Raw genomic sequence first — 13,660 nt, forward strand, 5'->3', positions numbered from 1 at the left:
GTACTTTTGTTCTATTATTTGCTTTTGTGCTTAGTTAGTATCGAAGCTATCCAAGGTACACAGAGACTATGTTATGAACAAAAAATTAGCACTTTCCCTATCAGCACTTTCGCTTTCATTACTGGCATCTACTCAGTCTTTTGCAGAGCAACAAAATGAGCAATCAGATAATTTAATTGGGTATAAACAAAGTCAATTTTCAATAAAATCTGGTTTTTATACAATTCAAAATGGTGCCAAAGACAGTGACTATAAAAAGCTCGACCCAACATTTTCTGGCGTTGATGATACTGTTGTTTCCTCCCTTGAAGCAAAAAGCCAATTTACTTGGGGCGCTACTCAGTTGGTTTTACATCATGGTTTGAAAAATGCTACCAACTTAGATGGTAAACAATACCTTGCCAACTTTATGATTAATACTGGATTTAAGCCAGTTAAGCTTTATCTAGGTTATGATGAATTAGCTTATGATAATGGCCCAACAGAAACTAAGTACCGCTACGGTGTTGGTTTTGGTATGCCCATTAAAGGACAGTTAGTTACAGGCTATTTAGCTAAAATATACGGTACATTTGTAACGCCTGGCTTAGAAGACTTTGAAGATGATAATGGCTATGCCTTAGCATTTAAAACAACTTTCAACTTAACCGATGATATTAAGTGGGATAGTGCATTTGAATATACCTGGGATAGAAAACTAACCTCATTACCACTACCTCAAGGTCATCCGCTAAGAGAAATTGCCGAAGATAATTTAAGTGGAGAGTCTTACCGTTTTGGCAATAAGATTTCATACCAAGTAAGTAGTAATTTTGATTTAGGTATTGAATACGTGTTTTTAAAAGGTGACGCCGCTTTTGTTAAAGACGCTGGCCTGCTAGGTGCGTTTGCCGCTTATAAGTTTTAAATTCCACAAGCAAACCAAAAACATAAGCAACACAAATGGCATACTAATATATACCAAGGTATGCCAGTTGCTTGCAAATAACAGCCAACCGGCGCCAAGTGATGCGATGGCTTGAATGGTAAAAATTGCAAAGTCATTAAGTGCTTGCACTTTAAAACGCTCGTGCGCATGGTAGCTTTTAGGTAACAACACAGTGCCAGTAATAAATAAGAAATTCCAACCAATGCCAAGCAGTACTAAAGCCCACCAATAGTGCACCACTTGTTGCCCTTGTAAGGCAATAACAGCTACTAGCGCAAACATTAACGTACCCACTAACATAATAGCGGTTTCACCAAAGCGCTTAATTAAATAACCAGTAAATAATGATGGTAAAAACATAGCCGTAATATGGCTTTGCAGTACCCCTTTGGTGTCTTCTAAACTATGACCCATCATGTCGTGCATACTAATTGGTGTTGCTGTCATTAAAAAGCTCATCAAGCCATAACCGATAGCGGCACTTAACATGGCAATAATAAAGATAGGTTGTTTGGCTATATCTTTTAACGGTCTTGCTACTTGGCTTAGCTCTTGAGTAGTGGCAACATGAGGGTTAGTAAAAAGTTGGAAGATGATAAGCGCAATGGTTAATAGCCCAGCTAAACCTAAAAATGAACCGGCATAACCATGTGGAGATGCTATCCAATCTTTACCTATTAAAGCTATTTCAGGTCCTATAAATGCAGCTAAAATGCCTGATAGCATTAATGCTGATAAAACTTTAGGGCCATCATCAACACTGACACTTTCAAGTGCGGCAAAACGTAATTGTTGGACAAAAGCTAAACTGATCCCCAAAAATAAGGCGGCAATAATTAATAAATAAAAGCTAGCACTAATTGCTGCCAGCATGGCAACTAAGGTTGCGAGTATGCCATTGATAAAACCAAGAGATGTAGCTGTTTTACGACCTAACCTAATCGAAAAATAAGCAACTGAAAATGTCCCTAAGGCAATCCCTATAATCATAAAGGTTAATGGTAGTGTAGCTAAGGTGGGATCGGGAGCTATTTTGCTTGCTAATAAACCGCCAATAAAAGTAATTACCGGGGAAACACATAGCACCAGTGGCTGCGATACAAATAATACCCAAATATTACGAGGGAACTTAAAGCCTTTAGCTAATACGATAGCCGCAATAAGCATAATGATGGTGACGCTAACTAAAGTATAATTCATTACTTACTCGCAATTATTTGCTTTGAATTTTTATTAAAATGCCAAGCTAACGTAACTCCGCGGCTAAACATAAAAATAGAAAATGCCGCCCAAATGCCATGGTTACCTAAATCGTCTAATATGTACCAACAGCTAAAAAATATTAGGGTAGCAATAAGCATGCTGTTGCGCATTGCTTTACCTTGGGTTAAGCCAATATAGATACCATCGTACAAATAACACCAACATGCAATAATCGGCAGTAAGATAATCCAAGGAAGTAGTTGCTCGGTATAGCTAGCAACGGACTCAATATTAGTTAGCATATGAATAAATGGCTTACCAAAAAGCAAAAATAGTAAGCTAAATGCAAAGGCAAAAATAAGATTGTAAATTAGGGCAATTTTTACTGAATGTTTTAAACCAAAATGATCTTGTGCTCCTTTGGCTTTACCTACTCGCGCTTCAGCGCCAAAAGCAATACCGTCTAAGCCAAAGGATATAAGTAAAATGAAATTCATTAATATGGCGTTGGCAGCAACGACTGTATCTCCTAATTTAGCCCCTTGGAAGGTAATAAAAATAAAGCATATTTCAAGGCAAACTGTGCGGATTAAAATATCACGATTAAGCTGAATATAAGCAAGTAACTGCGAGCGCTCAAATAGATCATCGATGATGTCTTTTATAGCACTAACTAATGAACCAAGTTGTTTGTTTAAAGTCGACTTTATAAAATATAAGCCCATGACTAAACTGGCATATTCAGCAATTAATGTTGCTAGGGCTACACCTTGTACTTGCCATTGGAAGCCAATTACAAACAATAAATCTAAGCTTAAATTAATTAAGTTAGTTACTATGATTATCCACATTGCAATTTTGGCTTTGTGCATGCCAAGTAGCCAACCCAAAATAACTAAGTTAGCAAGCGCTGCGGGAAAACCCCAAACTCGTATCTCACTATACTGCCTTGCATAAAATTGCACTTCATCAGAGCCACCAGCTAAATAAAGTGCGCTGTTAATAAAGGGGACTTGAAGTAATACTAGAAATAAACCAATGCTAAAGGCAACCAGTAAGCCCCGACATAACACTAACAGCATCTTTTGATTGTTCTGGCTACCATAAGCTTGTGCAGCAAGGCCTGATGTGGACATGCGTAAGAAGCCGCAAAACCAAATAATTGCGGTTATTATCATAGAGCCAACAGCCGTTGCTCCTAAATAATAGGCATGAGGTAAGTGACCTATTACTGCGGTATCGACTAAACCAAGTAATGGTACTGTGATATTGGACAGTATCATTGGAATAGCTAAAGCAAATAAGGCATTACGCTCATTTTTATGGGCAGTAGTTAACAAAGTACATCCTTGCTTTATGAGATAGAATTGGTATTAATTTAAATGCTAGTTACACTAATAAGATATTTAATAATAAAGGATTTATGCAATGAAACATATACTATTAGTTGTTTTGTTATTGCTAACTTTCCCAAGCCAAGCAACGGTGATTTTGGTTTATCATCACGTTAGTGATAAAACCCCGAAAAGTACATCAATAACACCTAAGCAATTTGAATTGCATCTGCAATATTTTAAAGACAATGGCTTTAAAGTCATTGCCCTTAACGAAGTAATTGATAAATTAAAAGCGAAACAACCGCTGGAAGATAAAACTATAGTGATTACTTTTGATGATGGCTATAGCGATATTTTTTATGCTGGCCATCCTCTGCTTAAAAAATATGGTTATCCTTACACCATGTTTATTAACCCCAATACTGTACCTGATAAGCCCGGTGTATATTTAGATTGGCAGCAAATTAAGCAAATGGCTGAAGAAGGTGTACTTATTGGTAATCATGGCTTAGTACATGATTCTTTAATTAAGGTGCCAAAAGGTGTAGAGCCAGAGCAATGGCTTGATGAAAAATTAAATGAACTGGTTAAATCGGAGCAAATAATAAAGCAGCAAGTAGGGCAAAATTGGCAATACTTTGCTCTACCTTATGGAGAATATACCCCGCAAGCACAAGATAAACTCGAGCAGTTAGGATATGCCGTTTTTACTCAACAATCAGGCCCGGTTGGCGCAAATACCGACCTTACCGCTATACCTAGATTTCCGGCATCTATGCCTTATGATCAGCTAGGGCCGTTAAAAAATAAACTTAATTCATTAGCATTTAATATATCTGCTGCCACACAACGCTCACCGACCATTGTTACAGATAGCATAAAAGCTGATACTAAAGTTGAGCTTGAAGTCACCGATTTTTATAGTTCGATGCTTGCTTGTTTTGTATCTGGTATGGATAAAACAGAACTGGTTTGGGATGAAAAGAAAAGTTTTACTATGCAGTTTAGCGGCGAGTTAAAACCTGGCCGGACACGCAGTAACTGTACAGCGCCAAGTATTTCTAAACCTGGTCGTTATTACTGGTATTCAAAGCCTTGGTTTATGCCTAATGCCGATGGCAGCTGGTATAAAAACTAATTTTAAAACATGAAAAAAAGGCCGATAAGTTAACTTATCGGCCCTTTTTAGCAATGTGGTTAATGCTCTGACTAGCCTTTAATCTCAGCATTGTGATAGATGTTTTGTACATCATCACTGTCATTTAACATGCCCATGAACTTTTCAAACGCGGCGATATCATCTTCGTCTGAAATTTCTTTATAATCCTGAGGGATCCAAGTGATTTCTTCCATTTCAAAAGTAATGTCAGGCATTTCTTCTGATAAAGCAGTTTTCACTTTAAAGAATTCAGTGTGAGGCGCGTAAACGCTTACTAAGCCATCTTCACATTCAACGTCGGTAACGTCTACATCTGCCATCATAAGCAATTCTAGAATAGCGTCTTCGTCGTCGCCTTTAAATACGAATAATGCTTGGTGATCAAACATAAATGAAGCTGAACCAACGCCACCAATTTTTGAATTGGTTTTAGTAAATGCGTTACGTACATCTTTAATGGTACGGTTGGTGTTATCTGTTAAACAATCGACAATAACCATACAGCCACCAGGACCAAAACCTTCGTAACGAGCTGGTTCGTAGTTTTCACCACCTGCGCCATTGGCTTTATCAATCGCGTTATTAATAACATGTGTTGGTACTTGATCTTTTTTAGCTTTTTCAATTAAGCGGCGTAGTGCTAGGTTGCCATCTGGATCTGTACCACCGTTTTTTGCTACGACGTAAATTTCTTTACCGTATTTTGAATAAACTTTGGTTTTTTGGCCCGCTGTTTTTGCCATGTCGGCTTTACGGTTTTGGTAAGCTCTGCCCATCTTAATCTGCTCTTCTGTTGCTGCTAATTTAATGTGATGATTTTATCAATAATACAGTCATTATTGCTAGCGCCTTTTGGCCTAGCTCAAATTTTATGTAATAGAATCGTTTGATTATACCTAAATGCGGGCATATTAACCATTTTCAATGGCTGATCTAGAGATTAATTACCCAGTTCAATACCTAAACTTGAAATTAATTCATAATAGCCAAAAATGACCACAATAAAGAAAACGAACAAGATCATTTCGTGTTTAAAATGATGACTAAGATAAAACTTTCTATCTTTATGATGAATCACATCCATTAATTCATCGCCAAAACGAATAGATAAAAATGTACCAATACCAGATAAGATAATGACCGCCCAATAAGGGTAAGGAGTGGTTAATATCGCTTCCATCAAGCGGGTAAGTAGGGTGGTTTGATAAAATTCTCTGAAATAGATAAAGGCGATTATATTGATTAAGATCGCAACCGCCCAAACCACAATTTCAGATAACACCATGCGTATGCCAAATAATAAGCGCAAGGGGAAATCTAATAAAAAACCAGCATCAGCAACTGGCGTGCATAACACAAAGAAACTCCATGTAACCAAGGCTGCTATACCGCCGGTTAGTAAATCATACTCAAAGCTTAAGTAGCCAAAATAGCCGACTAATATTAAACAGAGTAAGGCAAACTTAACGAGTACTTGGTGTTTAGGGTGTTTCATCTTTATTTAATACAAGGTTAATTTGCTTCGCTGATCTGATAAATTTTGTCAAAATCGCTAAGCATTATCTCTGAATTTATGGTTGGAATATCTGTTGGTTTAACTTGCGTTGGTTTAAATATCGCATGAATTTGACCATTAGGGTTAGTTAGCACGATTGATGCACTGTGATTAACTAAGTAGTTTTCTTCGGTGCTGTCTTCAACAATTGCATACATCAATCCAATATTGCGAGCAAATGGGTATAGCACTTCATGACCGCCACGCAGGGCGATGAACTCTTCATTAAAGTAACGTATGTAACTGTTTAATTTCTTTTGGCTATCACGTTTAGGATCGGCGGTAACTAGCGCAACCTGTATTTTGTTATCGGTGATTTCTTTTAGCTCGGGATAAATATAATTGAGCTCTTGTAATGTCACCGGGCAAATATCTGGGCAGGAAGTATAACCGAAGAAAAACAACGTCCATTTACCGCGCAATTGTTCATTAGTAAAACTATTACCGTTGTGATCAGTTAATTCAAAGTTCGCTAATGGCCTAGCTTTTTGATAAAGCAAGGCATGCTCAGGTTGCTGTTTAGCAACTTGTGTTTGATATACAAATACTCCGATGGCAGCAGAGACTAAGGCCAAAATTGCGATAAGAATTTTATTCATCTGAGTTTTTATATCCTAAATATATTGAAGTCGGGTTCTGAATTAAGCACTTGGCAAAATATAATGATCTGCCAACAATATTACAAACAATGCCATTAAATGCACAATGGAAAAACGAAATGTTTTCATTGCTGTGTCACTTTCTGCGTTGAATTTTAGTTTCCATGCATAAGCAAAAAACATTAAATTTAATACACAGGCACCGATTAAATATATCCAACTACTCATGCCGACTAAATATGGCATTAAGCCAACGACAAATAATAAAACGGTATAAAGTAAGATTTGTGTTTTGGTGAAGGTTATTCCGTGGGTAACAGGTAGCATCGGGATATTTACTTTGGCGTAATCGTCACGGCGATGAATAGCTAACGCCCAAAAGTGAGGTGGTGTCCACACAAACACTAATAATACTAACAATAATGCATGCGGATGTATTTCATTGGTCATTGCCGTCCAACCAAGAAGAGGAGGGATGGCACCAGCTAAACCGCCAATGGTGATATTTTGTGGTGTAGCGCGTTTTAAATACATGGTGTAAATCACCGAGTAACCTACTAAACCTGAAAATGTTAACCATGCGGTTAAAGGGTTAATTAGGGTATAGAGAATAACAAAGCCGGTTATTGATAAAACGGTGGCAAAGGCAATCGCACGAGAATTACTTATGCGACCATTTGGCAGTGGGCGGTTATGAGTTCTTGCCATAATGGCATCGATACGTTGATCAACGATATGGTTAATTGCCGCTGAAGCGGATGATAATAAACCAATACCTAACATAGCTGGTATTAATACCTGCCAAGGAATAGCGCCTGGTACCGACAAGCTCATACCCACTAATGCTGTTAATACGAGTAATGCGACTACTTTAGGCTTGGTTATTTCGTAATACTCTCGCCATGATACTGGACTAGTATCAACACTTGTTTCTTTATTTGCTTTTTCAAGCTCAACGGCTTCAATGTCTGTTATTACTTTACTCATATTCAACCCTATATTTTTCGTTTTAAGCTATAGGTTAAGGTGATTAAACTTAACATTAAAATAACGGCTACAACGTTGTGACTAACCGCAACTGCTAAAGGTAAACTAAATACGATATTGCTTACGCCAAGTGCAACCTGGCAAGTTAAAAGTAAGCCAATAATAACCGCATTGGTTTTAAAGAAACTTGATTGTGCTTTGCTAAAAATCGAGAAAGCCAGCCAAGCTAAATATACGCTAGTTATTATTGCGCCTATGCGATGTACGGCATGTATGGTAATTCGCTCAGCATGGTTTAAATAACCAAACTCATAGGTATCACGCTCAGGAGGTATTAAATCGAATGAATTGGCAAACGTTAACTGCTCTAACCATCCGTCTTGGCAAATAGGTAATTGCGTACAAACTAATGCGGCATAATTTGATGAAGTCCAGCCACCAAGAGCAATTTGGAAGCCGAGTATTATTATGCCGATAATGGCAAATGTTTGGTATTTTTGTAGTGAATAATCGCCTCCTGGGATGCGATAAGGTTTGAGCCGTAAGTACAGTAAATACAATAAACAAAGGGTAATAAAACCGCCTAACAAATGTCCCATAACTACAATGGGCATCAGCTTCATAGTTACGGTCCATTTCCCTAAGGCCGCTTGAAATATGACTGTACCTAACAACAACATAGGTAAGAACAGCGGCGTACCATGCTGGCGATTTTTAAATGAAATAATAAATATTAAACCAATTACTAAACCAAGAGTGCCGGCAAAATAGCGATGTATCATCTCATTCCAAGCTTTTTCTGGCTCTACAGGTCTTTCGGGAAATGCTTGTTCGGCAATGGCAATTTTTTCAGAGGTCTCAGGCACATCAAGAAAACCGTAGCAGCCTGGCCAATCAGGACAGCCCAAACCTGCGTGAGTTAAGCGCGTATATGCACCTAAGGTGATAACGACTAGAGCGAGTAATATGGCCACAAAGACTATTTTACGAGTACTTACCGCAGCTTTTTTATCTTCAATATAATTATGCATTAGCCAATCCTCGAATACTTTAATACTTTCTTTAAGTCTGCAAGCATGGCTTTACCAAATTCAGGAATAGCGGCTTCTGTTGTTGGCTCTGGATAGCTTAAAACAATATTGCCAAGCGGGTCGGCAACATAAATAAATTTAGTCGATAAGGTTTTGCTAGTATCAGCTGGGGTGCTTATAATTTTCCAATGTTGCTGATTCACTAACTTTAATTGTTCAGCATTAAAAGGTGAGTTGCTGATTGCAATTGGCGTTACTCTTGGCGTTTCACGTCCGAGTGCTAAATAGCTATTTTCAATTCCCTTAAGGGTAAGTAAACATTGCTGCTGGCAGTCATCAGGTAAATTATAAATGACCAGCCATTGTTTGTTTGCGAGTGGGTCGATACCAACTTCATTCAAAGTTAACGGGTTTTCAATTAGGTCACCCTGGTTAGTAACACCATAATTAAACCATTGATTATCTAAAGCGAGCTTTGCTAATAAGATCGGAAGAATGAATGCTAACAGCACTAATACTAGAGTTTTCCTCGATTGCTGTTGTTGTTTACTACTCATGAATTTACCTTTTTATTGTTTTTATTCTAAACGTTAATCTTGAATTTATTTTCGGTGTTTTCTTGTGTTTAAACTTTTTGCTTTAATCTTTTACTCTGTTTTTAAAACCAGCCCAAATCATTAAACTGAGCCAAGCCGCTGCTAATGAAAACCATTGCACTGCGTAACCTTGGTGTTTTTCTGGCGGCATCACGACCGGTTGCCAGTTTTTTTCATAACCTATGTCTTCTTTTTTATCTAAGAACACAACAAAGGGCAAGAGTTGTTTGTTAATTAATTGTGAAATCTGTGCGATGTCAATTTGCTGAATTCGAACTGGCCATTGCTCTGTTGTAAGTTTTTGCTCAGTTAGTACTATGCCTTGCTCAATAATACGTACATTACCTTGCAGTGATTGTATGCCGGTAAAGTCTTTTAAATCAGGGAGTTCACTACGGTTAATCGAGCCTTGTACCCAACCTAAATTAACTAACACTGACTTGTTCGATTGCGTGTCATTAAATATTTGCACAACCCGATAACCTAAACGACCATTATTGGTTTGGTTGTCGAGTAAGAACTTTTGTTGGTTATTAAATTCACCGCTAATACGTACTGGTAAATCATTTATTTCAGGATCTGTAGTGCTGTTAGAATTTAAAGAAAGCAGGGTAGTTAAGTCTATCGCTTTAGTGCTAACTAAGTTTTGAATATGATCTAAACGTAGTTGTTTTTCATTAGCTCGACTTGCTTGCCATAATCCAAGCTTGATTAATATTGAAAATACAAGCAAGGTAAAGATAACCCATGGCCAATGCCAGGATTTTAAAATGGTGAGCAGTAGATGTTCAGATTTTAATTCTTTCATTACTAAAACTTGTTATAACTACAAAAGCAGACGAATATGCTTTTAATAAACAACTTTGGGAGTTCGAGTGGAACTTTATAAAATTGCGATTTTGATTGCGCTTGTGTTTATGATATTTAACTTATTTAAAGCGATGTTTATCATGAACAAAAATGATCCTGATGCGCCTAGAATGTCTAAATATATTGGTCGGCGTGTATTGCTATCAGGGCTTATTGTACTGATTTTACTTATTGGTATAGTCACCGGGTTTATTACCCCAAACCCAAGACCTTACTAACGATGTATGTTTTTTAAATTAAGCAATCACTCAGTTGAAAAATTAAACGGTGCTAGCAAAGCTAAGCACCGTTTTTTATTGCTATAAAATATAGACAAAGATAAACAGCAGTACCCATACCACATCAACAAAATGCCAATACCAACTAGCGGCTTGGAAAGCGAAATGGTTATCTGGGGTAAAGTGGCCTTTTAATACTCTAAAAAACATCACGATAAGCATTATGGTACCTAACGTTACATGCATGCCGTGAAAGCCGGTTAGCATAAAGAAGGTATTACCGTATATACCACTAGCTAGGGTTAACCCCATTGATGAGTATGCATAAATATACTCCTCTACTTGCAGAGCTAAGAAGGCTAAACCTAATAATATGGTGATACCTAACCAAACTTTTAATGCGCCGCGTTTATTTTGCTCTAAGGCAACATGGGCAAAGTGAGCCGTTACCGATGAAGTCATAAGTAAAATGGTGTTATATAAAGGTAATCCACCCCAACCCATAGCTTCAGTAGTTGTGCCATCTGGTGTTTTTGTTAATGGCCATGCCGCTTGAAACTCAGGCCATAATACTTGGAAGGTTTCTAGGTTATTACCAGCACCACCTAGCCATGGTACCGCAAATACACGAGCGTAGAGTAATGCGCCGAAGAAGGCGGCAAAAAACATTACCTCTGAAAAGATAAACCAACTCATACCTTGGCGGAATGAATTATCCATTTGCGCGCTGTATTTACCTTCCATCGATTCGTTGATTACATTAGAAAACCAACCAACTATCATGTAAATAATTAAGGCAATGCCCGCGAGTAAAACCCAGCCACCGATGCCTTCACCTGTTTTGATGTTAGCGACATAACTACCAGCGCCAATTGCGATTAAAAATAATGCTACCGCACCAACAATAGGCCAGTGGCTTGCGTCTGGAACGTAATAACTTTCGTATTCTTTTTCTGTTTTTGTTGTCATTGTTTTTCCCCTACGCCTTAGTCTGATTCTTGACTAGATGGTGTGCTAGCAGTTATGTCGTATAACGTATAAGACAGTGTGATTTCAGTAAATTCTTCTGGTAAGTCTGGGTCCACGTAAAACTGCAGTGGTAACCAAGCTCCTTCGCTCGCTTGTAGTGGTTGCTGATTAAAGCAAAAACACTCTATTTTTTGAAAATAGTTAGCGGCTAAGCCAGGAGAAACTGAAGGAACTGCTTGCGCAACACCGTGTAGTCCGGTTTCATTCTTAGCGTAAAATTTTACAAATTTCATTTCCCCAGGGTGTACTTCAATTGAATTCATTTCAGGCTTGAATTGCCAAGCTGCGCCTTGCGCAGTTCGGCTAATAAATTGCACCTTAATGGTTCTGGAAGTATCAATGCCATCAGCATTGTAAGTGGCGGCAGTGTCAGCTGTTTTGCCATTTAACCCGGTAATATCACAAAATACATCGTACAAAGGCACTAAAGCGAAGCCGAAAGCGAACATCGCAAAAACAGTCAAGACTAGTTTAGTCACGCCTTTTTTTACTTGCTTATCCAGGTTTTCATCTGTCGGCTGTACTTTATCTTTATCCATGTAAAGTGTGTCTCTTATTTAATTTCTGGTGGTGTAGAGAACGTATGGTAAGGTGCTGGCGAATCAACTTCCCACTCTAAACCTTCAGCACCATCCCAAGGTTTGGCAGGCGCTTTTTCACCGCCGCGTATACATTTGATCACTAACACTAAGAAGATCAATTGTGATAAACCAAAGGCGAAACCACCAATACTTACCCACTTGTTAAAGTCAGCAAACTGTAGGGCATAATCTGGAATACGGCGAGGCATACCAGCAAGACCTAAGAAATGCATTGGGAAGAACAATAGGTTTACTGAAATTAGTGAACACCAGAAATGGAATCGACCTAATTTCTCGCTGTACATATGACCGGTCCATTTTGGTAACCAGTAATAAGCCGCAGCGTAAATAGAGAATAACGAGCCGGTAACCAGTACATAATGGAAATGCGCGACCACGAAATAGGTATCATGGTATTGGAAATCCACAGGAGTCATGGCTAGCATTAAGCCCGAGAATCCGCCAATGGTGAATAAAATCACAAAGGCCAATGAGAACAACATGGGCGTTTCAAAGGTCATAGAGCCTTTCCACATTGTTGCTACCCAGTTAAATACTTTTACCCCGGTCGGCACCGCAATTAACATGGTGCAGTACATGAAGAACAGTTCACCAGCTAATGGCATACCTGTAGTAAACATGTGATGCGCCCAAACAATAAATGACAAGAACGCAATTGATGATGTTGCATAAACCATCGAGCTGTAACCAAACAGTTTCTTGCGAGCAAACGCAGGAATTATGGTGGAAACAATACCAAAGGCTGGCAAAATCATAATGTAAACTTCAGGGTGACCAAAGAACCAGAATATATGCTGGAACATTACCGGGTCACCACCACCGGCGGCGTTGAAGAAATCGGTACCAAAGTACGTATCGGTTAATACCATAGTCACAGTACCGGCTAAAACAGGCATTACCGCTATCAATAAGTATGCAGTGATAAAGAATGTCCATACAAATAATGGCATCTTCATGTAGGTCATACCTGGCGCACGTAAATTCATGATCGTTACCACGATATTAATAGCACCCATAATTGATGAGATACCCATAATATGCACGGCGAATACGAAAAATGCTGTACTACCATTTGAATAGGTTGTTGAAAGAGGGGCGTAGAATGTCCAACCAAAGTTTGGACCGCCGCCTTCCATAAACAACGACGATAATAAAATACCGAAGGCAAATGGTAAGATCCAGAATGACCAGTTATTTAAACGTGGTAGCGCCATATCTGGAGCGCCGATCATCATAGGTAGCATCCAGTTAGCTAAGCCGGTAAAGGCTGGCATTATGGCACCAAATACCATGATCAAACCATGAACAGTAGTCATTTGGTTAAAGAAGTCTGGTTCGATAATTTGCAAGCCAGGTTGGAATAACTCGGCACGAATTACCATAGCCATTGCGCCGCCAGTAAGCAGCATAATGAATGAGAACCACAGATAAAGGGTACCAATATCTTTATGGTTAGTTGTATATAACCAACGTTTGAGGCCGGTCATTTTATGATCATGATGTTCGTCATGAGCATCGATTGTATCTGTTGCTGTAGTCATAATCA

General features: G+C 38.5%; 15 protein-coding genes. 3 read left to right on the top strand and 12 right to left on the bottom strand.

Translation table 11 applies throughout. The features are described 5' to 3' along the window. Nucleotides 1-73 precede the first annotated feature (73 nt). Nucleotides 74-907 carry a hypothetical protein gene (locus FNN08_RS11095; protein WP_143585746.1) on the top strand — a complete coding sequence of 278 codons (834 nt, stop codon included), beginning with the start codon at nucleotides 74-76 and terminating at the stop codon, nucleotides 905-907. On the opposite strand, the gene FNN08_RS11100 is transcribed toward FNN08_RS11095, so the two are convergent. Together FNN08_RS11100 and FNN08_RS11105 are read right to left on the bottom strand one after the other, a co-directional pair. Further along, nucleotides 878-2,128 carry an MFS transporter gene (locus FNN08_RS11100; RefSeq protein WP_143585748.1) on the bottom strand — a complete coding sequence of 417 codons (1,251 nt, stop codon included), beginning with the start codon at nucleotides 2,126-2,128 and terminating at the stop codon, nucleotides 878-880. The two genes, FNN08_RS11095 and FNN08_RS11100, sit on opposite strands and share 30 nt — an antisense overlap. Then, complete coding sequence (locus tag FNN08_RS11105; RefSeq protein WP_260679327.1) at nucleotides 2,128-3,471, bottom strand: MATE family efflux transporter; 1,344 nt, start codon at nucleotides 3,469-3,471, stop codon at nucleotides 2,128-2,130. The genes FNN08_RS11100 and FNN08_RS11105 overlap by 1 nt, the downstream gene beginning before the upstream one ends. 88 nt (nucleotides 3,472-3,559) lie before the next feature. On the opposite strand from FNN08_RS11105, the gene FNN08_RS11110 reads away from it, so the two are divergent. Continuing rightward, a complete protein-coding gene (locus tag FNN08_RS11110) occupies nucleotides 3,560-4,606 on the top strand; it encodes a polysaccharide deacetylase family protein (RefSeq protein ID WP_143585749.1) in 1,047 nt (348 codons plus the stop codon). 71 nt (nucleotides 4,607-4,677) lie between these two features. Here FNN08_RS11110 and FNN08_RS11115 read toward each other — a convergent pair whose 3' ends face one another. From FNN08_RS11115 to FNN08_RS11145, 7 genes are all read right to left on the bottom strand, one after another. Then, nucleotides 4,678-5,403, bottom strand: coding sequence for a YebC/PmpR family DNA-binding transcriptional regulator (locus FNN08_RS11115; RefSeq protein ID WP_143585751.1), 726 nt, complete (start codon nucleotides 5,401-5,403; stop codon nucleotides 4,678-4,680). A 164-nt stretch (nucleotides 5,404-5,567) separates the two neighbouring features. After that, entirely contained in the window at nucleotides 5,568-6,122 is a 555-nt protein-coding gene (locus FNN08_RS11120; protein WP_143585753.1) for a hypothetical protein, read from the bottom strand. Nucleotides 6,123-6,139: 17 nt separating this feature from the next. Next, on the bottom strand, nucleotides 6,140-6,781 hold the full coding sequence (locus FNN08_RS11125) for an SCO family protein (RefSeq protein WP_143585755.1): 642 nt from the start codon (nucleotides 6,779-6,781) through the stop codon (nucleotides 6,140-6,142). Nucleotides 6,782-6,823: 42 nt separating this feature from the next. Further along, nucleotides 6,824-7,768 (bottom strand): heme o synthase, encoded by a 945-nt coding sequence (gene cyoE, locus FNN08_RS11130; RefSeq protein WP_143585757.1) that lies wholly within the window; start codon nucleotides 7,766-7,768, stop codon nucleotides 6,824-6,826. A gap of 8 nt (nucleotides 7,769-7,776) precedes the next feature. Continuing rightward, complete coding sequence (locus FNN08_RS11135; protein WP_143585758.1) at nucleotides 7,777-8,799, bottom strand: COX15/CtaA family protein; 1,023 nt, start codon at nucleotides 8,797-8,799, stop codon at nucleotides 7,777-7,779. Then, on the bottom strand, nucleotides 8,799-9,356 hold the full coding sequence (locus tag FNN08_RS11140) for a hypothetical protein (protein ID WP_143585760.1): 558 nt from the start codon (nucleotides 9,354-9,356) through the stop codon (nucleotides 8,799-8,801). Before FNN08_RS11140 ends, FNN08_RS11135 begins: the two co-directional genes overlap by 1 nt. Nucleotides 9,357-9,438: 82 nt before the next feature. Then, nucleotides 9,439-10,203 (bottom strand): SURF1 family protein, encoded by a 765-nt coding sequence (locus tag FNN08_RS11145; RefSeq protein WP_143585762.1) that lies wholly within the window; start codon nucleotides 10,201-10,203, stop codon nucleotides 9,439-9,441. 67 nt (nucleotides 10,204-10,270) lie between these two features. Between FNN08_RS11145 and FNN08_RS11150 the strand changes: the two genes are divergently transcribed. Then, nucleotides 10,271-10,483, top strand: a complete 213-nt coding sequence (locus tag FNN08_RS11150) for a DUF2909 domain-containing protein (RefSeq protein ID WP_260679328.1) — start codon at nucleotides 10,271-10,273, stop codon at nucleotides 10,481-10,483. Nucleotides 10,484-10,564: 81 nt separating this feature from the next. Here the strand turns inward: FNN08_RS11150 and FNN08_RS11155 are convergent, their stop codons facing one another. The 3 genes from FNN08_RS11155 to ctaD are packed head-to-tail and all read right to left on the bottom strand — an operon-like array spanning nucleotide 10,565 to nucleotide 13,655. Further along, nucleotides 10,565-11,452, bottom strand: coding sequence for a cytochrome c oxidase subunit 3 (locus tag FNN08_RS11155; RefSeq protein ID WP_143585764.1), 888 nt, complete (start codon nucleotides 11,450-11,452; stop codon nucleotides 10,565-10,567). A 17-nt stretch (nucleotides 11,453-11,469) separates the two neighbouring features. After that, entirely contained in the window at nucleotides 11,470-12,051 is a 582-nt protein-coding gene (locus FNN08_RS11160) for a cytochrome c oxidase assembly protein (protein WP_143585766.1), read from the bottom strand. 14 nt (nucleotides 12,052-12,065) lie between these two features. Beyond that, nucleotides 12,066-13,655 (bottom strand): cytochrome c oxidase subunit I, encoded by a 1,590-nt coding sequence (gene ctaD / locus FNN08_RS11165; protein ID WP_143585768.1) that lies wholly within the window; start codon nucleotides 13,653-13,655, stop codon nucleotides 12,066-12,068. Nucleotides 13,656-13,660: the final 5 nt, after the last annotated feature.

It is taken from the genome of Thalassomonas sp. M1454 (genome assembly GCF_007097525.1).
In the GTDB taxonomy this organism is placed as follows: domain Bacteria; phylum Pseudomonadota; class Gammaproteobacteria; order Enterobacterales; family Alteromonadaceae; genus Thalassotalea_A.

What these genes read in the sequence shown, in the direction of transcription:
- FNN08_RS11095 (WP_143585746.1), top strand. Translation starts at nt 74, where the DNA reads ATGAACAAAAAATTAGCACTTTCCCTATCAGCACTTTCGCTTTCATTA.
- FNN08_RS11100 (WP_143585748.1), bottom strand. Translation starts at nt 2,128, where the DNA reads ATGAATTATACTTTAGTTAGCGTCACCATCATTATGCTTATTGCGGCT.
- FNN08_RS11110 (WP_143585749.1), top strand. Translation starts at nt 3,560, where the DNA reads ATGAAACATATACTATTAGTTGTTTTGTTATTGCTAACTTTCCCAAGC.
- FNN08_RS11115 (WP_143585751.1), bottom strand. Translation starts at nt 5,403, where the DNA reads ATGGGCAGAGCTTACCAAAACCGTAAAGCCGACATGGCAAAAACAGCG.
- FNN08_RS11120 (WP_143585753.1), bottom strand. Translation starts at nt 6,122, where the DNA reads ATGAAACACCCTAAACACCAAGTACTCGTTAAGTTTGCCTTACTCTGT.
- FNN08_RS11125 (WP_143585755.1), bottom strand. Translation starts at nt 6,781, where the DNA reads ATGAATAAAATTCTTATCGCAATTTTGGCCTTAGTCTCTGCTGCCATC.
- cyoE (WP_143585757.1), bottom strand. Translation starts at nt 7,768, where the DNA reads ATGAGTAAAGTAATAACAGACATTGAAGCCGTTGAGCTTGAAAAAGCA.
- FNN08_RS11135 (WP_143585758.1), bottom strand. Translation starts at nt 8,799, where the DNA reads ATGCATAATTATATTGAAGATAAAAAAGCTGCGGTAAGTACTCGTAAA.
- FNN08_RS11140 (WP_143585760.1), bottom strand. Translation starts at nt 9,356, where the DNA reads ATGAGTAGTAAACAACAACAGCAATCGAGGAAAACTCTAGTATTAGTG.
- FNN08_RS11145 (WP_143585762.1), bottom strand. Translation starts at nt 10,203, where the DNA reads ATGAAAGAATTAAAATCTGAACATCTACTGCTCACCATTTTAAAATCC.
- FNN08_RS11155 (WP_143585764.1), bottom strand. Translation starts at nt 11,452, where the DNA reads ATGACAACAAAAACAGAAAAAGAATACGAAAGTTATTACGTTCCAGAC.
- FNN08_RS11160 (WP_143585766.1), bottom strand. Translation starts at nt 12,051, where the DNA reads ATGGATAAAGATAAAGTACAGCCGACAGATGAAAACCTGGATAAGCAA.
- ctaD (WP_143585768.1), bottom strand. Translation starts at nt 13,655, where the DNA reads ATGACTACAGCAACAGATACAATCGATGCTCATGACGAACATCATGAT.